This is a genomic window from Stenotrophomonas sp. YJH_SMC_54 (assembly GCF_059368435.1).
Genome location: NZ_JCAFRS010000002.1, coordinates 80,449 through 101,017, shown reverse-complemented (window position 1 = coordinate 101,017; position 20,569 = coordinate 80,449). Strand labels below are relative to the sequence as shown.

Here is a 20,569-nt window from a genome sequence, read left to right as displayed (position 1 = left end):
CATGCGTTACGCGCTTGGCGTCGAATACGACGGCAGCGATTTCAGGGGCTGGCAGAACCTGGGCGAGGGCGGTCCCAGCGTGCAGGCCAGCCTTGAGCAGGCCCTGTCGTCGGTGGCCGATACGCCGCTGCAGGTGGTCTGCGCCGGCCGCACCGATGCCGGCGTGCATGGCCAGTGCCAGGTCGTCCATTTCGATACCGACGTGGTGCGCGACCCGCGCGCCTGGATGCTGGGCACCACCACCCGCCTGCCGCGCTCGATCGCGGTGCGCTGGTGCGTGCCGGTGGCCGACGATTTCCACGCCCGCTTCTCGGCACGCGCGCGCCGCTACCGCTACCGCCTGCTCAACCGCGAGGTGCGGCCGGCGCTGGACCGGCAGACCCTCAGCTGGGAGCGCCGGGCGCTGGACGAGACGCTGATGCACGCCGCCGGCCAGGCCCTGATCGGCGAAAATGACTTCAGCGCGTTCCGCTCCGTGCAGTGCCAGGCGCTGCATGCGCGGCGTGAGCTGCAATCACTGCAGGTCAGCCGCCAGGGCGAAGTGATTGAAGTGGCCGTGCAGGGCAATGCATTCCTTCATCACATGGTCCGCAATATCGTCGGATCGTTGATCCTGGTGGGCAGCGGTGAAAAGCCGGTGGAATGGATCGCCGAACTGCTGGCCGGGCGCGATCGCACCGTAGCCGGTCCCACCGCACCGCCGCAGGGCCTGGTGTTCCTTGGGCCCCTGTACCCCGACAACTGGCATCTGCCCGCCGAGGTCACGCTATGAGCCGCTCCTACTACCGCACGCGCATCAAGTTCTGTGGCATGACCCGTGCCGGCGATGTCCGCCTGGCCGGTGAGCTGGGCGTGGACGCAGTGGGTTTCATCTTTGCCCGCGAGAGCAGCCGCCGGGTTGCGCCTGCCGAAGCACGCGCGATGCGCCAGGCGATCGCGCCGATGGTCGATGTGGTGGCCCTGTTCCGCAACAACAGCAAGGAAGAGGTGCGCGAGGTGCTGCGCACGGTGCGGCCAACCCTGCTGCAGTTCCATGGCGAGGAAGACGAGAGCTTCTGCCGCAGCTTCAACATGCCCTACCTGAAGGCGATCGCCATGGGGGGGCGGGAAGAGGTCAATGCGCGCACGTTGCAGCTGCGTTACCCGAGCGCGGCGGGGTTCCTGTTCGACAGCCACGCTCCCGGCGGCGGCGGCGGTACCGGCGTGGCCTTCGACTGGGGCCGTATCCCGACCGGCCTGCACCGGCCGTTCCTGCTGGCCGGTGGTCTGAACCCGGAAAACGTCTACGACGCTGTGCTGGCCACGCTTCCCTGGGGCGTGGACGTGTCCAGCGGCATCGAACTGGAGCCGGGTATCAAGGACGGCTACAGGATGCGCACCTTCGTCGAGGAAGTGCGCCGCGCGGACTGCACGGTCCTGGAGTGATCCGCGCCCCCTGAGGGGGCACCCGGAACGTCATCGCCGACGGTGCATTCCGCCGGGTCTGTGTTCTTGCCTGTCGCGTGCCGTGCCATGAAGGCGGACGTCTACTGAATGCGGTGAGCATCCCACTTTCGGGTAATTCAGGATCCAGCGCCAGGAAGTCGACACCCCCGAGCAACTGATCGGACACAATGGGCCCGGCCTGACCTGGCTGGGTGCGATGCGGTGTGCGTGTCGCTGGCCGCACCCCTGAGATACGCCTTGGCTTTCGAACGAGGACGCAATGGATATGCCCCATCTCTCTTCCCACCGTATCCGCCTGGCCCGCCTGACGATCATGCCCGGCCTGCTGCTTGCATTGGGCGCGTGTGCGGGCGGTGACTCTTCCGCCCCGACTGCATCGGCACCGGCCGCTGCCACACCGGCAGGCGCAGCCGCCACAGCACCGGCGACGGTTCCGGCGGCAGCACCGGCTGCCGACAGCCTGGCGGCGCTGATCCAGGCCAGTGGCGTGAAATGCAGCAACGCCAATACGGGCAGCGGCTGCACGGCCGGCGATGTGGACAGCGGTGATTTCTACGATGTCGAACTGTCGCCGGACTGTGGCGACCAGGGCTTCTTCGCGGGCGTAGCCGACGCCAAGGGCGTGGAGACGTTGAATGCGGTGCCATCCACCGGCAGCAAGGCCAGCGTGACCGCAAAGCTGTCGAAGGGGCAGCTGGTCTGCGTGCAGGGCATCGGGCGTACCGGACAGAATCCGCTGTTCTATTACGTCGTGGCGGTTCCCGCAGCAACGGTCGGCAAGTGCAAGGGCAACACGTTGTGTGACACCTATGGCGACAGGCCGATCACTGACCTGGCGAACACGGGGGGCGAGGCCTGCCATGTGGCGGCGCCGGGACGTTACGCCGGGAACTGCGCGCAGGGCTGGGTCAGTGCGGACGTGCTCGACGTGTTTTCCAACGGAATGTAATTACGGTATCGATGCGGCCGACAAGCTGCAGAGCATCACGTTGCAGGATGGCAAGGCGTTCGTGATGGGCACGACGCCGGGCTTCCGCACCGCCATCGATCTGGCTCAGGCGCCACCGCCGCTGGAGCAGACCAGTGCCAAGCTGCTGGCAGATCCGCCGCACCAGCAGCGGGTGCATGAGGAGCAGCAGCGGGTCGCGATGGGCGGTCGCTGAGGCTTGTGTTGCCGACTTCGGGGGCGAACGCCACCCGGAGCCTTGTCTCATCGCAGCTGTGCTGCTGCCCAGTCGGCCAGGGCGTCCACCCGTGCATCGGCCGGGCCATCCGGCCGCGCCAGCACCCAGAAGCCGCCGGTGGCGGTAAATCCCCACGGTGCGACCAGCCGGCCTGCGGCCAGGTCTTCGGCCACCAGCGGTTCCGGTGCGATCGCCGGGCCCAGCCCGGCTACCGCGGCTTCCAGCAGGTAGTACAGGTGCTCGAAGGCGGTGCCCAGCTGCAGCTTCGACACGTCCAGATCGTGCGCCTGTGCCCATGCCGGCCATGCCTGCGGCCGTGAGCTGGTGTGCAGCAGCGTCTCCTGCAGCAGCGCCGACGGCGGTGCATGCCGCAGGCGCTGCGCGGCCGGATGCGATGGCGCCACCACCACGCCGACCCGTTCCGGCGCCAGCTCGCGTACCTGCCAGCCCCGTGGCCACGGGCCCTGCGCCAGCAGCAGCACGGCGTCCAGCGCCGCCTGCGCTTCGGTGAAACTGCCATCCAGTGCCGACCACTGCAGGCGCACGCCGGACAGGGCAGCCTGCAATGCTGGCAGTCGTGGAATCATCCAGCGCGCCAGCACGCTGCCACTGCAGCCCAGTACCAGCGCCGGGGCTGCTGTCGGCCGCCGCAGTTCGCGCACGCAGTCTTCGATGCCGCTGAAGGCCTCGCTGCATGCTGCCTGCAGCCGCGTGCCCGCAGCGGTCAGGCGCAGGCCACGGCCGGCCCGCTGGAACAACGCCAGGCCAAGGTGATCCTCCAGCAGCTTCAACTGCCGGCTGACCGCGCCGTGGGTGACGTGCAGGTCCTGCGCGGCGCGCCCAACGCCGCCAAGGCGGGCCGTCGCTTCGAACGCGCGCAGCGCATTGAGGGGAGGCAGCAGGGAACGGCTCATGTGAGATTTCCTGACGATATGCGCCAGATAATATCCATTTTCCGGTCATGACCCGTGCGCTAGAGTATCCACCTGTCTGAACCACCGGTCGTATCCATGTCTGCCTCCCCCATTGCCGACTATCACGCCTTCCCGGATGCCCAGGGCCACTTCGGCCGCTATGGCGGCAGTTTCGTTGCCGAAACCCTGGTCGGCCCGCTGCAGGAACTGGCCCAGGCCTATGACCAGGCGCGCCAGGATCCCGCATTCCAGCTGGCCTATGACCGCGATCTGGCGCACTACGTGGGCCGGCCGAGCCCGATCTATCACGCCCAGCGCCTGAGCGATCACGTCGGTGGCGCGCAGATCCTGCTCAAGCGCGAGGACCTGAACCACACCGGCGCGCACAAGATCAACAACACCATCGGCCAGGCCTTGCTGGCCGCGCGGATGGGCAAGAAGCGCATCATTGCCGAGACCGGGGCCGGCCAGCATGGCGTGGCCAGTGCCACGGTTGCCGCGCGGCTGGGCCTGGAATGCGTGGTGTACATGGGCGCCACCGACATCGAGCGGCAGAAGATCAATGTTTACCGCATGAAGCTGCTGGGCGCGACGGTGGTGCCGGTCACTTCCGGCTCGGCCACCCTGAAGGACGCACTCAACGAAGCCATGCGCGACTGGGTGACCAACGTGCAGGACACCTTCTACATCATCGGTACGGTCGCCGGTCCGGATCCGTATCCGCGCATGGTCCGTGACTTCAACGCCATCGTCGGCCGCGAAGCGCGTGAGCAGATGCTGGCCGAATACGGCCGCCTGCCCGATGCGATCACCGCCTGCGTGGGCGGCGGCAGCAATGCCATCGGCCTGTTCCATGCCTTCCTCAACGACCGCCAGGTCGAGATCGTCGGCGCCGAAGCCGCCGGTGACGGCATCAACACCGGCCGTCACGCCGCTTCGATCGCTGCCGGTCGCCCGGGTGTGCTGCACGGCAACCGCACCTATGTGCTGTGCGACGACGACGGCCAGATCATCGAGACCCACTCGGTATCAGCCGGCCTGGACTATCCGGGCGTCGGCCCGGAGCACGCATTCCTGGCCGATACCGGTCGCGCACGGTACCTCGGCATCACCGACGAGGAAGCGCTGCAGGCTTTCCATCTGCTGGCGCATACCGAAGGCATCCTGCCGGCACTGGAGTCCAGCCATGCGTTGGCGCAGGCGATCAAGCTGGCGCGTGAGCGACCGCGTGACCAGATCGTCCTCTGCAATCTATCCGGCCGCGGTGACAAGGACGTGCACACCATCGCCGCGCGCGAAGGGCTGGTCCTGTGAGCGCGCTGCTGCGCAACAGCGGCGTGCTTCTGCTGGCGTTGGGCCTGGCCGCGTGCCAGCCGCCGGAACCGCCGGTGCTGGCACCGGCCGCCAAGGCCACCACGCAGCCGGCCCAGCAGCCGGCCGCCAATGATGACCTCGACCCGATGGCGCGTACGCCGATCGTCGATCCACCGTCTGCGCAAGGCGCGGACAGCGACGACGTGCCTGCAGTGGCCTCGGTGGCGCTGGATCATGCCGGCGAGGTGCTGGTCGGCCAGCACATGAGTGACCTGAAGGCCCTGGGTCCCTGGAAAGCGCAGGGCGCGAAGGAGTTCTTCGAAGGCGACTGCGAGTACTACGATGGCAAGGCGCTGCCGGCCGGCGTGTCGATGATGACCGATGACGAGCGCGTGGTGCGTTTCGATCTGAAGCCGGGTGACGACCCGGAGCTGCCGGTTGAGCAGCCCGGTCCGTTTGGCCTGCGCGTCGGCATGACCCGCGCACAGGCCATGGCGCAGTTTCCGAATCCGCCGGTGTCCAGTCCGCATGCCTATGACGGCGACCAGGGCGAGTACCTCACCTGGCAGGACCCGGGCTCGGACCTGGGCATCCGCCTGGAACTCTATGAAGGGAAGGTCACCCGGATGTACTGGGGGACCAGCGATGCGATTGAACTGATTGAAGGATGTGCCTGAGATGCCCGTATCCCGACTCGATGCCTGTTTCCAGCGCCTGCGCGAGCAGCAGCGCAAGGCACTTATCCCCTTCGTCACCGCCGGTGATCCCTCGCTGGAGGCCACGGTGCCGGTCATGCACGCGCTGGTCGATGCCGGTGCCGATGTGATCGAGCTGGGCGTGCCGTTCTCCGACCCGATGGCCGATGGCCCGACCATCCAGCGCAGCTCCGAGCGCGCGCTGGCACGGGGGGCTGGCAGCCGCTACGTCCTGCAGGCCGTGGCGCAGTTCCGCGAGCGCGACGCGCAGACCCCGGTGGTGCTGATGGGCTACCTCAACCCGGTGGAGATCCATGGCTACGCGGCCTTCGCTAAGGCCGCCGTCGACGCAGGCGTGGACGGCGTACTGCTGGTCGACCTGCCGCCGGAAGAAGCGGGTGAAGCGCAGCAGGCCTTCGATGCAGCCGGCCTGGCACTGGTCCTGCTGGCGTCGCCGACCACCAGCGAAGCGCGGGCCGACAAGCTGCTGGCGCTGGCCCGTGGCTATCTCTACTACGTCAGCTTTGCCGGTGTCACCGGCGCGTCCGAACGCCTGGACAGCGATGCCGCCAGTGCCCGCCTGCAGGCCCTGCGCGCGCGCGCTTCAGTGCCGGTGGTTGCTGGCTTCGGCATCAAGGACGCCGCCAGTGCGGCGGCGATGGCGCGCCAGGCCGATGGCGTGGTGGTTGGCAGTGCACTGGTGGCGGTGCTGGCCGAAGCGGGCTCGGCTGAAGAGGCCGCGCAGCGCGCTGGAGCTTTCCTGGCCCCGCTGCGGCAGGCGCTGGACGCGTAACGGTCGTGCCGGCCGCCGGCCGGCATCTTCCTGACGGCCACATGCAAGTGCTGCCGGCCAGCGGCCGGCACTACCCCTGGGTCTGCACGTAAGGGGCTGCCGGCCAGCGGCCGGCACTACCCATGGGTCTGCACGTGGGGGCTGCCGGCCAGCGGCCGGCACTACCCATGGGTCTGCACGTAGGGGGCTGCCGGCCAGCGGCCGGCACTACCCATGGGTCTGCACGTAGGGGCTGCCGGCCAGCGGCCGGCATGACCCAGCACCTAAACGTACGTCCCAGCATGGTTTTTTCCGGCGGCTCCGTGGCCGGCAAGGGGGTGCACGGGCAGGGAAAGCGGAGCTAGACTGTCCGCCTTTGCGGCCCTCGGGCCGCCCTGAACGGAAGTGTCCTCCCGCATGAGTTGGCTCAGCAAGTTGATGCCGTCCGGCATCCGCACCGACAACACCCCCAGCAAGAAGCGCAGTGTCCCCGAGGGCCTGTGGGAAAAGTGCAGCAACTGCGGCAGCGCGTTGTACCGTCCGGAACTGGAAGAGAACCTGGAGGTCTGCCCGAAGTGCGGCCACCACATGGCGATCCGCGCGCGTGCGCGCCTGGCCGCCCTGTTCGACGCCGACAGCACCACCGAGATCGGTGCGCGCCTGGGCCCGACCGACCTGCTCAAGTTCAAGGACCAGAAGAAGTACAGCGAGCGCATCAAGATCGCGCAGAAGAACACGGGTGAGTACGACGCGCTGATCGCCATGCGCGGCCTGCTCAAGGGCCGTGCGCTGGTCGCATCGTCGTTCGACTTCGCCTTCATGGGCGGCTCGATGGGCTCGGTGGTGGGTGAGCGTTTCGCGCTGGCCGCCGAAACCGCAGTGGAGATCGGTGCCCCGTACGTGTGCTTCTCGCAGAGCGGCGGCGCGCGCATGCAGGAAGGCCTGTTCTCGCTGATGCAGATGGCCAAGACCTCGGCCGCACTGGGCAAGCTGCGTGAAGCGGGCCTGCCGTACATCTCGGTGCTGACCCACCCGACCACCGGTGGCGTGTCGGCCTCGTTCGCGATGCTGGGCGACATCAATATCGCCGAGCCGCAGGCACTGATCGGCTTTGCGGGTCCGCGCGTGATCGAGCAGACCGTGCGCGAGAAGCTGCCGGAAGGCTTCCAGCGTTCGGAGTTCCTGCTGGAGCACGGTGCCATCGACCAGATCTGTGACCGTCGCGAGATGCGCGACCGTCTGTCCGATCTGCTGGCAATGCTGGGTCGCCAGCCGGCGCCGGAGGTGGCTTGATGGGTGCCCGCAAGTACTTCGGAACTGACGGCATCCGTGGGCGGGTCGGCCAAGGCGTGATCTCGGCCGACTTCGTGCTGCGCCTGGGCAACGCCCTGGGCCGTGTCCTGGTCGCCCAGCGCGGCCAGGACGGGCGCCGGCCGATCGTGGTGATCGGCAAGGACACCCGCATTTCCGGCTACATGTTCGAAGCGGCGCTGGAAGCCGGGCTGGTGGCCGCCGGTGCCGACGTGCAGCTGCTCGGCCCGATGCCGACCCCGGCCGTGGCATTCCTGACCCGTACGCTGGGCGTGGACGCCGGCATCGTCATCAGCGCTTCGCACAACCCGCATTACGACAACGGCATCAAGTTCTTCTCCGCCCAGGGCGAGAAGCTCGACGACGCCACCGAACTGGCCCTGGAAGCGGCGCTGGACGTTCCGTTCACCACCGCCGAATCGGAGAAGCTGGGCAAGGCGTCGCGCGCGCGCGAAGCGGTCGGCCGCTACATCGAGTTCTGCAAGGCCAGCGTGCCGCGCGCGTTCGACCTGCGTGGCGTGCGCCTGGTGCTGGATTGCGCACACGGCGCCACCTACCAGATCGCACCGCTGCTGTTCCGCGAACTGGGCGCCGAGGTGATCGGCATCGGTGCCGAGCCCAACGGCGTCAACATCAACGCCGGTGTGGGTTCCACCCATATCGACAACCTGGCGGCCAAGGTCCGCGAGACCCGCGCCGATCTCGGCATCGCCTTCGATGGTGATGGCGACCGTGTGCTGATGGCCGACGACCAGGGCAACCCGGTCGACGGCGATGACCTGCTGTACATCCTGGCCCGCGCCTGGAAGGACGAAGGCCGCCTGCGCGGCCCGGTGGTCGGCACGCTGATGAGCAACTACGGCGTGGAGAGAGCTTTCGCCGATCTGCAGATCCCGTTCGTGCGCAGCAACGTTGGTGATCGATACGTGCACCAGGCGCTGGTCGAAGGCGGGGGCGTGCTTGGCGGTGAGGCCTCAGGCCACCTGCTGTGCCTGGACCGGGCGACCACCGGCGACGGTATTGTCAGTGCCCTGCAGGTACTGGTGGCACTGCGCAACGGCGGCCAGACCCTGCGCCAGGCGCTGAAGGGTTTGGAGCGGGTGCCGCAGAAAACGGTCAACGTGCGGTTGGGCAATGTCTCGGCCAAGGCCACGGTGCAGGCCGACAGTGTGCAGGCCGCGCTGGCGGCCGCGCAGCAGTCGGTGGCCGGCCGCGGTCGCGCGTTCCTGCGCCCGTCGGGTACCGAGCCGGTGGTGCGGGTTACCGTCGAAGCCGATGACGCCACGCTGATGCAGGAGACACTCGATCGCTTGTCCGCTGCGGTGCGCGAAGCCGCTGCCTGAGCAGCGTGGCAATACCGCGTGTTGCACCCGACATGGCCGCGTTTGCGGCCATGTTTTTTTCTGGGAGGGGGACTCAACCGTGCGCGGCCCGCGATCGCGTTCAGCTGCGGCTGCGCACCTTGTGACGCGTCGTGTACGGGCGTTTCCGACCGCTGGGTCCTGCCCGCATCAGCGCGCGGGCAGGTGCTCTGGCATTGCACCGTGTGCGGTGCGTGACATCGCCCGCTGCCACTTCCAGGTGTCCCGGCACATGTCGGTGAGATCGTGACGCGCCTTCCAGCCCAGCTCGCGCAGCGCCAGCGAGGCATCGGCGAAGCTGACCGCGATGTCGCCATCGCGCCGCGGTACGATGCGGAACGGAACCCTTACGCCGGTGGTGAGCTCGAAGGCCTGGATCAGTTCCAGCACGCTGTGGCCCTGGCCGGTGCCAAGGTTGAGGGTGATGCTGCGCCGCTGGTCGCGAAGGAACTGCAGGGCCAGTACGTGGGCGCTGGCGACGTCCTGCACATGGATGTAGTCGCGCACGCCGGTACCATCATGGGTCGGATAGTCGTCCCCGAAGACCTGGACCTCCGGCAGCAGCCCGGCTGCGACCTGCGCGATGTAGGGCATCAGGTTGCTCGGCGTGCCATGCGGCAGCTCGCCGATCAGCGCGCTGGCGTGGGCGCCGACCGGGTTGAAGTAGCGCAGCCTCGCGATATGCAGGTCCTGGCCCGTTGCCGCCAGGTCGGCAAGCAGCTGCTCGACCACCAGCTTGGTGCGCCCATAGGGCGTCATCGCACAGGTTGAAGCGGTCTCGGCCACCGGGCAGTGGTCCTGGTTGCCGTACACCGTTGCCGAAGAGCTGAAGACCAGCAACTGCACGCCTGCATCCTGCATGGCACCGAGCAGGGCAATCGAACCGCTGATGTTGCTGTCGAAATACTGCAGTGGAATCTTCTGGGATTCGCCCACGGACTTGAGCGCTGCGAAGTGCAGTACGGCATCGATCGCGTGCTCCTGCATCAAGGCGGCCATGCGCGGCCGGTCCCGGATGTCAGCCTGCACAAACACCGGTGCCGTGCCGGTGATCCGTCCGATGCGCTCGACCACGCTGGCGTCGCTGTTGCACAGCGAGTCCACGATGACCACGCCGTGCCCCTGCTGCTGCAGCTCCACGCATGCATGCGAGCCGATGTAGCCAGCACCGCCGGTCACCAGTACGTTCATTGCCTTCACTGTTCCTTTGAGTCCATTCGAAAACGGGTGCTGCCGCGATCAAGATGAACGTGGCCTCCTACGGGCCAGGCACCATCTTCTTCTGCCGCGCCTTGAAGCCGTTGAAGATCGGCGCGATCAACGGGTTGTAGCTCCATGCGATGCGCTTGCGCAGCCAGCTGGCCGGCCGGTTGCGGATCGCGAAGCGATAGATCCGCTCCGGATCGCCGCCAATCACGTTGCGGCCGAAGGGATGGGTGGTGTGCAGGTAGCGGAAGCCCTGTTCGCGTGCCACTTCGATGTAGTCATCGTCGAAGTCACCATAGGGCCAGCACAGCGTATCGGAGACTTCGCCGAGCTTCTCCAGCAGCGTCTGCTTCGCCATGGCCAGGTCGCCGCTGATGCCTTCGCGGCGCTGCGCACGGTCCAGGTCATCGCGCTTGAGCCAACGGGTGTGGCTGTGGGTATGGCAGTGGACCTCAAACGTGCCGGCTTCGATTGCCGCACGCGCTTCGCTCCAGCGCATCATCACTTCGTCGCTGCGGCCCTGCTTGTAGATCAGGTCTTCGCAGGCGCGATGTTCCGGCGTGGCCGGCAGCTCGGCGCCTTCGATGCCTGCATGCGGGCGGATCGGACCTTCGTGCATCCAGCCGGTGACCACGAACACCACCGCATGCATGCCGTATTTCTGCAGGATCGGATGGGCGTAGACCCAGTTGTCCAGGTAGCCGTCGTCGAACGTGATCACGATCGATTTGCGCGGCACCGGCTTCCCGGCGAGAAAGCCGGCGTACTGGTCCAGCGTCAGCGAGGTCCAGCCGGTCCGTGCGAGCCAGGCGATCTGGCTCTCGAAGTTCTCCGGGGATACGGTGATCATTCCCGGCGAGTTGCTGACATGGTGGTGCATCAGCACCGGTACGGTTCTGGCGTTAGCCATGACCCAGCTCCTTCAACCATTGGAGGTAGTAGTTTTCAGTGGCCTCTCCGTGACCGGCCGCGCTGAACTGCTTGGCGCTGCGGATCCAGTCCCAACCGGCGCGGCCCATCTGCCGGCGACGTTCCTGATCATCCACCAGCAGCCGCAACGCACCAGTGAGGGCGGCGTCATCACCCAGCCGGGTGAGGATGGCATTGCTGCCTTCCACCAGCATTTCAGGCACGCCGCCAACGCGATGCGAGACGATCGGCAGTGCCGCCTGCGCCGCCTCGAGGAACACGGTCCCCGAGGCTTCCTTGTGGGTGGCCAGGGCGAAGATGTCGAAACCGGCCATCAGCCGGTGTGCGTCGCTGCGGAAGCCGAGCAGGTGCACCTGGCGCTCCAGCCCGAGTTCGCTGCGCAGGGCCTGCAGGCGGCCCATGACCGGCTCGCCGTCGCCGACCACGGCCAGGTGCAGGTCGGGATTGGTCTTGCATAGTGGCGCCATGGCGCGCAGCAGCTCGGCATGGCCCTTGGGCTCGCGCAGCACGGCCACGCAGCCGACCACGATGTCGCGCTCGGCGAAACCGAGTTCGGCGCGGACCTGTGCGCGGGTGGCCTGCAGGTTCTCCCAGGGATCGCCCTGCTCGGTCATGCCCCAGCGCGGCGGCGTCGCCATGGGGGGCACGATGCCGATGTGCTCGGCGGCAATGCCGCGGTCGACCAGCAGTCGCTTGACGAAATCGCTGACGGTGATGATCCGGTGCGGAAGACCGGTATAGGTCAGCAACGAATTGACCGGACTCATCAGGTGGCGCGAGCGCACCACCAGTGGCGTGCCGCCCAGGCGTGCGCCGGCCGCGGCGATCAGTGCGTCGCGGCGGCTGGTGGTGTTGACCACGTCGTAGCGTTCGCGGCGTACCAGGCGTGACACCGACCAGATGCCGCGCAGCAGCCGTGCCAGGCCGCCCATGCGCAGGGTATGCACAGTGAAGCCATCGTCGCGCGCGAGTTGGGCCAGGCGGGCATCGGGCTGGCACAGCAGCGACACCTGGTGCCCTCGCGCACGCATCACCTGCATGTGGCGGAAGATGTAGATCTCCTGGCCGCCCATTCCCCGGGCAGCTTCGGTATGCAGGATCCGCAGCGAGCGTTTCATGGAATCCATCCTTGTGGTCACCGGTTGCGGAAGCGGGTCAGCGCTTCCCATGCGGTACGGACGGCGCCGGCATCCGGGGCCCGGCGCGGCAGCGGGCGGTAGTGCAGGTCAAGCGCCGTCGCGTTGCCGAACTTGTCGAACACGTAGATGGCATTGCCATGGCGGACGGCGCGTTGTGACCAGCTTTCCACCACCAGTGCGCGCTCGCCTGCGGGTTCGGCCAGCAGATCCTGGCCGGTGCTGAAGTCGCTCAGTGCGTTCTCGCAGCCCAGGGCGTGGCGCATCAGGGTTGGCACCCAGTCCTCATGCGAACTGGTGCGTGTCTCATGGCCGCTGGCCTGGCCGGGCCAGTGCAGCACGAACGGCACCTGCAGCTGGTAGTCGGAGAAGTTGCCGTTGTGGCCCCAGTAGTTCAGCTTGAGGTCGTTGAACTCTTCGGCATGGTCACCGGTGACCAGCACGATGGTGTCCTCGGCCAGACCTTGCGCGCGAAGGTCGTCCAGCAGCGAGCCGATCAGGCTGTCGGCGTAGTGCACGGCGGTGCGGTAGCGGTTGAGCTCCGGCGTCGGGTCGTGGTCCGGGCCGAAGGACAGGAAGTCGATCTCTTTGGCCATCGGTGTGGCCACCGGCGGGTAGCCGGCGGGCAGGTGGTAGCCGGCGTGGGTGGAGTCGAGGAACACGAAGCCGAACCACGGGTGTTGCGCGGCCTGGCTGGTGCGGATGTCGGTCTGCAGCGCCGCGACGACGGCTGCGTCACGCTTGTCCGGCGTCAGGGCGGAGGGGCCCTGGTGCAGCTGGTCGCGCACGTCGGCGAAGGCCGTGCGGTCGAACTCCGGGCTGTACAGCGGCGCACTGCCGTACAGGTGCAGGTCGTAGCCCTGCTGACCCAGCACCTGGAACAGCTGCGAGCCGCGCTGTTCGTCCAGCATGCTCTGCCAGTAGCCGCCTGGCAGGCCGTAGAGCAGGCCGAACAGGCCGTAGCGGGTGGCATTGCCGGTGCTGAAATGGTGGTCGTACGCGCGCGCGGCCTGTGCCAGTGCAGTCGTGTTGGGCATCAGCTGTGGCGTCATGGCGTCGTGGCGCAGCGACTCCAGTACCACCATCAGCACATTCGGCCGGTGTGGGTTCTGGCAGCGCAGGGGGCGCAGCGGATACAGCAGCTGCGCATGGCGCGGGTCGGGCAGGCCTGCTTGCTGTTCGCTGATGACCCCGAGCCTGCGCATGAAGCTCTTGGCGGTGATCGGCTGTGCCCAGGGCAGGTAGTTCCACTGTGCGATGACGTCGCGGTCGCCGCGGGCATCGTAGTAGGCCGTAGCGACCTGGCCGCCGGCCATCAGCAGTGCAACCACGGTCCAGGCCTGCAGGACCCGGCGGCGGCGCGGCAGGGCAGGCAGCAGCTTCCAGCAGGCCCAGGCCAACAATCCTTCGGCAGCGAAGATGGCGGCCACCAGCAGTCCGGCCTGCAGCCAGGTTTTCCACGACAGCGCGACCTGGTCCTGTAGCGCGCCGCCGAACACCATGTTCACCACCATCGCATTGAGGTGGAACCGATACAGAGTGAAAACTTTCGCGTCAACCAGCAACAGGCACAGCCACAGGCCCTGCAGAAGCACGGCGCAGATGCTCAGCGTGCGCGCGCTGCGCGACCACAGGCCCAACAGCAGCGGCAGCAGACCGGCAAGGGCGCCGAACGCCAGCAGGTGACCGGGCAGGGCGACGGCCAGATAGGCCAGGCCCGCGCTGCCACCGGGGTTGTCGGCCAACGGCACGTTGCCAAGCGTGATCGCCATGGCCAGCAGCGCATTGCCGGCGACGAACAGCGACCACCAAGCCAGTCGGCGCCAATGATGTGCCGGGCCGGAGGGCGGGGAGGTGTTGGCGGAAGGAGCAGCAGGGTGCATGAAGGACGGAGGCGGCAGGTGATACAGGGGCAGGAGTCCCGGTTGTGACGGAATCGTTAATCCGCGCGCGGGTTGCGCATTGTATCGGTTTGTTTCTTCGTATCGAGTGGCGTCCGCCGGGTGATCTGTCACAATGTTCAGGCGGGCCATGAATGCGCAGGCCCTCCAGACCCAATGACAAGCCAGGAATTGCTGTGAGCCAGATCCCCACCCTCGACATCACCCGTTTCGACAGCGACCGCGAGGCCTTCGTGGCCGAGCTGGGCGCGGCCTACCGCCAATGGGGATTCGCGGGCATCCGCAACCACGGCATTCCGCAGGCCGACATCGACGCGGCCTACGATGCCTTCAAGGCCTTCTTCGCCCTGCCGGAAGAGGTCAAGCGCAAGTACCACGTGGCCGGCAGCGGCGGCGCCCGCGGCTATACCCCGTTCGGCGTGGAAACCGCCAAGGGCTCCAAGCACTTCGACCTGAAGGAGTTCTGGCACATCGGTCGTGAAATCGCCGACGACTCCAAGTACCGCGACGTGATGGCACCGAACCTGTGGCCGACCGAGGTCGAGGGCTTCCGTGAGCGCGGCTACGGCCTTTACCAGGCGCTGGACAACCTGGGTTCGCGCGTGCTGTCCGCGCTGGCCCTGCACATAGGCCTGCCGGAAGACTTCTTCGCCGACAAGACCAACTTCGGCAACTCGATCCTGCGCCCGATCCACTACCCGCCGATCACCACCGACGACATCCCGAACGTGCGTGCCGGCGCGCATGGCGACATCAACTTCATCACCCTGCTGGTCGGCGCCAGCGCCGCGGGCCTGGAGGTGCAGTCGCATGAAGGCGAGTGGGTGCCGTTCACCTCGGACGCGGACACCATCGTGGTCAACATCGGCGACATGCTGCAGCGCCTGACCAACCATGTGTACCCGTCGACGATCCATCGCGTGGTCAACCCCCCGGGCGAGCTGGCCCGCCAGCCGCGCTACTCGGTGCCGTTCTTCCTGCACCCGAACCCGGATTTCCTGATCGACGTGCTGCCCTCGTGCATCACCCCGGAGAACCCGAGCCGGTACCCGGAGCCGATCACCGCCCACGGCTTCCTCGAGGAGCGCCTGCGCGAGATCAAGCTGAAGTAAAGAAAAGTGAGGCCGCCGAAAGGCGGCCTTTGTCTTTGCAGGGTTGCACCCTGCACCCGCCGTAGTGCCGGCCGCTGGCCGGCAAGTCCAAAGCCAAAGCGGCTCTGGGTTTCTGCGTGTTGGGCGGGGCGGTGTGGGTTGGCAGGACACGCCGTGAATCCCCAGACCGGCCCAGCCGCTGGCGGCTGTGCGTTCGGGCGCTTGCGAAGCAGTGCTTCGCAAGCAAAGCGCCCTCCCCCCGGGGGGGGGGGGGGGCTCGATGGCGCCATCCATGGCGCCAACGGTCCTGCCAACCCACACCTCCCCGCCTTCGACAGTTTCCCGGTGACGGTTGGTGGGTGTCGACCTTGGTCGACACGGTAGATCCACGCCTTGCGTGGATGAGATCTGTCGGATCGAAGTGGGGTAGGGGTTGGTCCAGCCGGCAGCAACCCGGAATGCAGCTTTTGCCTTTGCTCCTGCTCTTCTTTTTTCTTTCCGTGGCGGGCGGAACCGCCGGAATGTGTCAAAGGCCGGGCGGGTGGGGATGACGGGGGTGTCCGCGGCATGGATGCCGCGGCCAAGCCCCCACGGACGGGTTTACGGCGTCCCCCGGCATCCTCACCCGCCCGGCCAATCTCACCAATCCAACCGGTGATACGCGACCAACCCGCCCCCCGCCACGAGGGGCTGCGCCGTTGGCTGAAAATCCATGTAACCGCTTACAAGGAAACGGATTTTTGCCGCAGCGGGTATCATGACCGGCTGACTTCACACAGGAGCCACCCGCTCATGCGCCGCAAGATCGTCGCCGGAAACTGGAAGCTGCATGGCAGCCGTCAATTCGCCAATGAACTGCTGGGGCAGGTGGCTGCCGGGCTGCCGCTGGAGGGGGTGGACGTGGTGATCCTGCCGCCGCTGCCGTACCTGGGCGAGCTGGTCGAGGACTTCGGCGAGACCGGCCTGGCCTTTGGCGCGCAGGACGTGAGCAGCAACGAGAAGGGCGCCTACACCGGCGAGGTCTGCGCGGCCATGCTGGTCGAGGTCGGGGCCCGCTATGGCCTGGTCGGCCATTCCGAGCGCCGCCAGTACCACCACGAGAGCAGCGAGCTGGTCGCGCGCAAGTTCGCCGCCGCCCAGCACGCCGGCCTGGTGCCGGTGCTGTGCGTGGGCGAGACCCTGGAACAGCGCGAGGCCGGGCAGACCGAAGCGGTCATCGCCAGCCAGCTGGCACCGGTGCTGGAGCTGGTTGGCGCGGCCGGTTTCGCCCAGGCTGTGGTCGCCTATGAGCCGGTCTGGGCCATCGGTACCGGCCGTACCGCCACCAAGGAGCAGGCACAGCAGGTGCACGCGTTCATCCGTGGCGAAGTCGCGCGTATCGATGCTAGAATCGCTGATTCACTGCCCATTGTTTACGGCGGTAGCGTGAAGCCCGACAATGCCGGGGAACTGTTCGCGCAGCCGGATGTCGATGGTGGGCTGGTCGGCGGCGCCTCCCTGGTGGCTGCGGACTTCCTGGCCATCGCAAGGGCGGCGGCCGCGAACTAATCCTAGAAGTATTGTCCGAGGGCGGTTTCCAATGCTGATGTTGATCCTCAATGTCGTCTACGTGCTGGTCGCTGTGGCCATGATCGCGCTGATCCTGATGCAGCGTGGCTCGGGTGCGGCGGCGGGTTCGGGCTTTGGTGCCGGCGCCTCGGGTACGGTGTTCGGTGCGCGTGGCGCCTCGAACTTCCTGTCCAAGTCGACCAAGTGGCTGGCCGTCGTGTTCTTCGGCATCAGCCTCTTCATGGCCTGGTATGCCGGTCATGGCAGTCGTCCGGCGGCCGACCAGGATCTGGGCTTGATGTCCGCCCCGGCGGCGGTCGCTCCGGCGGCTCCGGCAGGCGAATTGCCGGCCGTTCCGAAGGCTGATGCGGTCCCGGCCGCCCCGGTTCCGGCCGCGAATGTGCCGGCTCAGGCGGAATCTTCGGTTTCTGGTGAAGAAAAGCCTTCGGAAGGCTCCCAGAAACACTGAAGCCGGTTACAATACGCGGCGCATCGGGAAGATAGTCTGATGTGATCGTTTGCCCAGGTGGCGGAATTGGTAGACGCACTACCTTGAGGTGGTAGCGACTTAGGTCGTAGGGGTTCGAGTCCCCTCTTGGGCACCATTTGTAAGTAAAGCGGGTTCGCCTGGCGCGCAAGGCGCCAGGTAGATTCCCGTCCACTCCCCCATGCCAAAGCGCCTGCAGGCGCAGCGGCAGAGGCAAGAGAGAATCGCTGTGCTGGCCGAATATTTGCCGTCTCTGCTGTTTCTGATCGTTGCCACCGGTATCGGCATTACGCTGATGCTGGTTGGTCGATTCCTCGGTCCCCGCCGCCCCGATCTGGAAAAGCTGTCGCCGTACGAGTGCGGCTTCGAGGCCTTCGAAGACGCGCGCATGAAGTTCGACGTGCGCTACTACCTGATCGCGATCCAGTTCATCGTCTTCGACCTGGAAATCATCTTCATCGTGCCGTGGACCCAGGTCTTCATGGAGCTGGGCGCGCGTTCGCTCGTCACCATGGGCCTGTTCGTCGGCATGCTGTTCCTCGGTTTCATTTACGTCTGGAAGAAGGGAGCGCTGGAATGGGAGTGATTCAGACTCTCGATGGCCTCATGAACAACCCCACGCCGGAAGGCCGGGTTGATGACATCCTGCGGCCGGAAGGCGACAACCCGCTGCTGGAAAAGGGCTTCGTCACCACCAGCGTCGATGCACTGCTGAACTGGGCGCGCACCGGCTCGATGTGGCCGATGACCTTTGGTCTGGCCTGCTGCGCGGTCGAGATGATGCACGCCGGCGCCGCGCGCCTGGACCTTGACCGCTACGGCGTGGTGTTCCGCCCGTCGCCGCGCCAGTCCGACGTGATGATCGTGGCCGGTACCCTGGTCAACAAGATGGCCCCGGCGCTGCGCAAGGTCTACGACCAGATGCCGGACCCGAAGTGGGTCATCTCGATGGGTAGCTGCGCCAATGGTGGCGGCTATTACCACTACTCCTATTCTGTCGTGCGCGGCTGTGATCGCGTGGTGCCGGTGGACGTCTACGTCCCGGGTTGCCCGCCGACCGCCGAGGCGCTGGTGTACGGGATCCTGCAGCTGCAGAAGAAGATCTGGCGTACACAGACCATCGCCCGCTGACCCCTTCACCTGACAAGAGCGCGCCAAGCCCCCATGGCAGAGCAAGCATCCTTCATCGACCGACTCTCCGCACGTTTCGCTGGTGCGAAGGTCATCGTGGTCGAACCCCGCGGCGAAGTGACGCTGGAAGTGCCTGCCGCCGAGTGGCACGCCACCGCCCTGGCGCTGCGTGACGAGTTTGGTTTCGAGCAGGCCGTGGATCTCTGCGGCGTCGATTACCTGGGTTATGGCTCCGACGAATGGGACACCGCCGACGTGTCCTCGCAGGGCTTCAGCCGTGGCGTCGAAGGCAAGGCCCAGGGCCGTTTCGCGTGGGGTGAGTTCCCCACCGAGGAAAACGGTGCCGACGGTGCCCGCCCGCAGCACATGCCGACCCAGCGTTTCGCCGTGGTCGCCCAGCTGCGCTCGTACCAGCACAACCTGATGATGCACCTGCGCTGCTTCGCCCCTGACGAAGCACTGCCGGTGGTGTCCTCGCTGACCGGCATCTGGCCGGGCCTGAACTGGTTCGAGCGCGAAGCGTTCGACCTGTACGGCGTGATCTTCGAAGGCCACCCGGACCTGCGCCGGATCCTGACCGACTACGGTTTCGTCGGCCATCCGTTCCGCAAGGACTTCCCGCTGATCGGCAATGTCGAAGTCCGCTACGACGAAGAAAAGAAGCGCGTGATCTACGAACCGGTCACCTCGGTGGAGCCGCGTGTCGGCGTGCCGCGCGTGATCCGCGACGACGCCCGTCTGCAGACCGCAGAAGGTGAGCGCGCGCAGGAGGCAGTGAAGTGAGCCACGTACACCAGGCCGGCGAAGCATTCGCCAGCAACGCCGCCGAAAGCCGGCAGGAAATCCGCAACTACACCATGAACTTCGGCCCGCAGCATCCGGCCGCTCACGGTGTGCTGCGCCTGATCCTGGAAATGGACGGTGAAACCATCATGCGCGCCGACCCGCACGTGGGTCTGCTGCACCGTGGTACCGAAAAGCTGGCCGAGTCCAAGCCGTTCAACCAGTCGATCGGTTACATGGATCGACTGGATTACGTGTCGATGATGTGCAACGAGCACGCCTACGTGCGCGCGATCGAGACCCTGATGGGCATCGAGGCGCCGGAGCGTGCGCAGTACATCCGCACCATGTACGACGAGATCACCCGCATCCTCAACCACCTGATGTGGCTGGGCTCCAACGCGCTCGACCTGGGTGCGATGGCGGTGATGCTGTACGCCTTCCGCGAGCGCGAAGAGCTGATGGATTGCTATGAAGCAGTCTCCGGCGCACGCATGCACGCGGCGTACTACCGTCCGGGCGGTGTCTACCGCGACCTGCCGGACCACATGCCGAAGTACAAGGAGTCGCGCTGGCACAAGGGCAAGGCGCTGAAGCAGCTCAATGCTTCGCGCGAGGGCTCGCTGCTGGACTTCCTGGAGAACTTCACCGTCGAGTTCCCCAAGCGCATCGACGAATACGAAACCCTGCTGACCGACAACCGTATCTGGAAGCAGCGTACCGTCGGCATCGGCGTGGTGACGCCGGAACTGGCGCACCAGTGGGGCATGACCGGCGTGATGCTGCGTGGCTCGGGCGTGGCCTGGGACCTGCGCAAGAAGCGCCCGTACGCCAAGTACGATGCCGTCGATTTCGACATCCCGCTGGGCAAGGAAGGCGACTGCTACGACCGCTACCTGGTCCGCGTTGCCGAAATGCGCGAGTCCAACCGCATCATCAAGCAGTGCGTGGCGTGGCTGAAGGCCAACCCGGGCCCGGTGATGGTGAAGAACTTCAAGGTCGCTCCGCCCAGGCGCGAGGACATGAAGGACGACATGGAAGCGCTGATCCACCACTTCAAGCTGTTCAGCGAAGGCTACTGCGTGCCGGCCGGCGAGACCTACTCGGCGGTGGAAGCCCCGAAGGGCGAATTCGGCTGCTATCTGGTCTCCGATGGCGCCAACAAGCCGTTCCGCGTGCACCTGCGTGCGCCGGGCTTCGCCCACCTGTCCTCGATCGATTCGATCGTGCGCGGCCACATGCTGGCCGACGTGGTGGCGATGATCGGTACCTACGACCTGGTGTTCGGCGAGGTTGACCGGTAATGCCGTCCGCCACGCCAACGCCCGCTGCAGGCAGCCGGCGCAAGCCGGCGCCGCA

20 protein-coding genes, 1 tRNA gene and 1 pseudogene are annotated in these 20,569 nt (G+C 66.7%); 17 read left to right on the top strand and 5 right to left on the bottom strand.

What is annotated here, in order from left to right:
• Position 1 precedes the first annotated feature (1 nt).
• From truA to AC5P5S_RS02820, 4 genes and pseudogenes are all read left to right on the top strand, one after another.
• The gene (gene truA, locus AC5P5S_RS02835) at positions 2-772 is read left to right on the top strand and encodes a tRNA pseudouridine(38-40) synthase TruA (RefSeq protein WP_012480891.1); all 771 of its coding nucleotides are present in this window, start codon (positions 2-4) and stop codon (positions 770-772) included.
• Positions 769-1,425 (top strand): phosphoribosylanthranilate isomerase, encoded by a 657-nt coding sequence (locus tag AC5P5S_RS02830; RefSeq protein WP_005410480.1) that lies wholly within the window; start codon positions 769-771, stop codon positions 1,423-1,425. Before truA ends, AC5P5S_RS02830 begins: the two co-directional genes overlap by 4 nt.
• Before the next feature lie 280 nt (positions 1,426-1,705).
• Entirely contained in the window at positions 1,706-2,395 is a 690-nt protein-coding gene (locus AC5P5S_RS02825; RefSeq protein ID WP_081113743.1) for a hypothetical protein, read from the top strand.
• 4 nt (positions 2,396-2,399) lie between these two features.
• Positions 2,400-2,609, top strand: a pseudogene (locus AC5P5S_RS02820) (peptidoglycan-binding protein); the annotation flags it as partial.
• A 47-nt stretch (positions 2,610-2,656) separates the two neighbouring features.
• On the opposite strand, the gene AC5P5S_RS02815 reads toward AC5P5S_RS02820, so the two are convergent.
• Positions 2,657-3,544: a LysR family transcriptional regulator gene (locus AC5P5S_RS02815; RefSeq protein WP_062606178.1), complete on the bottom strand. Its 888-nt coding sequence runs from the start codon at positions 3,542-3,544 to the stop codon at positions 2,657-2,659.
• 96 nt (positions 3,545-3,640) lie between these two features.
• Between AC5P5S_RS02815 and trpB the strand changes: the two genes are divergently transcribed.
• From trpB to glmM, 5 genes are all read left to right on the top strand, one after another.
• Entirely contained in the window at positions 3,641-4,858 is a 1,218-nt protein-coding gene (gene trpB, locus AC5P5S_RS02810; protein WP_005410476.1) for a tryptophan synthase subunit beta, read from the top strand.
• A complete protein-coding gene (locus AC5P5S_RS02805; protein ID WP_062606181.1) occupies positions 4,855-5,535 on the top strand; it encodes a hypothetical protein in 681 nt (226 codons plus the stop codon). Before trpB ends, AC5P5S_RS02805 begins: the two co-directional genes overlap by 4 nt.
• Position 5,536: 1 nt before the next feature.
• Positions 5,537-6,346, top strand: coding sequence for a tryptophan synthase subunit alpha (gene trpA / locus AC5P5S_RS02800; RefSeq protein ID WP_024958316.1), 810 nt, complete (start codon positions 5,537-5,539; stop codon positions 6,344-6,346).
• A 396-nt stretch (positions 6,347-6,742) separates the two neighbouring features.
• Positions 6,743-7,618 carry an acetyl-CoA carboxylase, carboxyltransferase subunit beta gene (accD, locus tag AC5P5S_RS02795; protein WP_005410473.1) on the top strand — a complete coding sequence of 292 codons (876 nt, stop codon included), beginning with the start codon at positions 6,743-6,745 and terminating at the stop codon, positions 7,616-7,618.
• Positions 7,618-8,979, top strand: a complete 1,362-nt coding sequence (gene glmM, locus AC5P5S_RS02790; RefSeq protein ID WP_005414080.1) for a phosphoglucosamine mutase — start codon at positions 7,618-7,620, stop codon at positions 8,977-8,979. Before accD ends, glmM begins: the two co-directional genes overlap by 1 nt.
• Positions 8,980-9,147: 168 nt before the next feature.
• Here the strand turns inward: glmM and galE are convergent, their stop codons facing one another.
• The 4 genes from galE to AC5P5S_RS02770 form a co-directional block, all read right to left on the bottom strand.
• Positions 9,148-10,188 (bottom strand): UDP-glucose 4-epimerase GalE, encoded by a 1,041-nt coding sequence (gene galE, locus AC5P5S_RS02785; RefSeq protein ID WP_062606183.1) that lies wholly within the window; start codon positions 10,186-10,188, stop codon positions 9,148-9,150.
• 67 nt (positions 10,189-10,255) lie between these two features.
• A complete protein-coding gene (locus tag AC5P5S_RS02780) occupies positions 10,256-11,113 on the bottom strand; it encodes a polysaccharide deacetylase family protein (protein WP_005410470.1) in 858 nt (285 codons plus the stop codon).
• Positions 11,106-12,251 (bottom strand): glycosyltransferase family 4 protein, encoded by a 1,146-nt coding sequence (locus AC5P5S_RS02775; RefSeq protein ID WP_005410469.1) that lies wholly within the window; start codon positions 12,249-12,251, stop codon positions 11,106-11,108. The genes AC5P5S_RS02780 and AC5P5S_RS02775 overlap by 8 nt, the downstream gene beginning before the upstream one ends.
• A gap of 17 nt (positions 12,252-12,268) precedes the next feature.
• The gene (locus tag AC5P5S_RS02770; RefSeq protein ID WP_062606185.1) at positions 12,269-14,152 is read right to left on the bottom strand and encodes a DUF3413 domain-containing protein; all 1,884 of its coding nucleotides are present in this window, start codon (positions 14,150-14,152) and stop codon (positions 12,269-12,271) included.
• A gap of 152 nt (positions 14,153-14,304) precedes the next feature.
• On the opposite strand from AC5P5S_RS02770, the gene AC5P5S_RS02765 reads away from it, so the two are divergent.
• The 8 genes from AC5P5S_RS02765 to AC5P5S_RS02730 all read left to right on the top strand — a co-directional run bounded on the left by AC5P5S_RS02765 (position 14,305) and on the right by AC5P5S_RS02730 (position 20,514).
• A complete protein-coding gene (locus tag AC5P5S_RS02765; protein WP_049459874.1) occupies positions 14,305-15,282 on the top strand; it encodes an isopenicillin N synthase family dioxygenase in 978 nt (325 codons plus the stop codon).
• A 771-nt stretch (positions 15,283-16,053) separates the two neighbouring features.
• On the top strand, positions 16,054-16,809 hold the full coding sequence (tpiA, locus tag AC5P5S_RS02760; RefSeq protein WP_005410466.1) for a triose-phosphate isomerase: 756 nt from the start codon (positions 16,054-16,056) through the stop codon (positions 16,807-16,809).
• Between the two features lie 31 nt (positions 16,810-16,840).
• Entirely contained in the window at positions 16,841-17,278 is a 438-nt protein-coding gene (gene secG, locus AC5P5S_RS02755; RefSeq protein ID WP_005410465.1) for a preprotein translocase subunit SecG, read from the top strand.
• 51 nt (positions 17,279-17,329) lie between these two features.
• Positions 17,330-17,414, top strand: a tRNA-Leu gene (locus tag AC5P5S_RS02750).
• A gap of 111 nt (positions 17,415-17,525) precedes the next feature.
• Complete coding sequence (locus AC5P5S_RS02745) at positions 17,526-17,882, top strand: NADH-quinone oxidoreductase subunit A (RefSeq protein WP_005414075.1); 357 nt, start codon at positions 17,526-17,528, stop codon at positions 17,880-17,882.
• On the top strand, positions 17,873-18,427 hold the full coding sequence (locus AC5P5S_RS02740; RefSeq protein ID WP_005410463.1) for a NuoB/complex I 20 kDa subunit family protein: 555 nt from the start codon (positions 17,873-17,875) through the stop codon (positions 18,425-18,427). The genes AC5P5S_RS02745 and AC5P5S_RS02740 overlap by 10 nt, the downstream gene beginning before the upstream one ends.
• 33 nt (positions 18,428-18,460) lie before the next feature.
• Positions 18,461-19,210: an NADH-quinone oxidoreductase subunit C gene (locus tag AC5P5S_RS02735; RefSeq protein ID WP_005410462.1), complete on the top strand. Its 750-nt coding sequence runs from the start codon at positions 18,461-18,463 to the stop codon at positions 19,208-19,210.
• Positions 19,207-20,514 carry an NADH-quinone oxidoreductase subunit D gene (locus AC5P5S_RS02730; protein ID WP_005410461.1) on the top strand — a complete coding sequence of 436 codons (1,308 nt, stop codon included), beginning with the start codon at positions 19,207-19,209 and terminating at the stop codon, positions 20,512-20,514. Before AC5P5S_RS02735 ends, AC5P5S_RS02730 begins: the two co-directional genes overlap by 4 nt.
• Positions 20,515-20,569 lie beyond the last annotated feature (55 nt).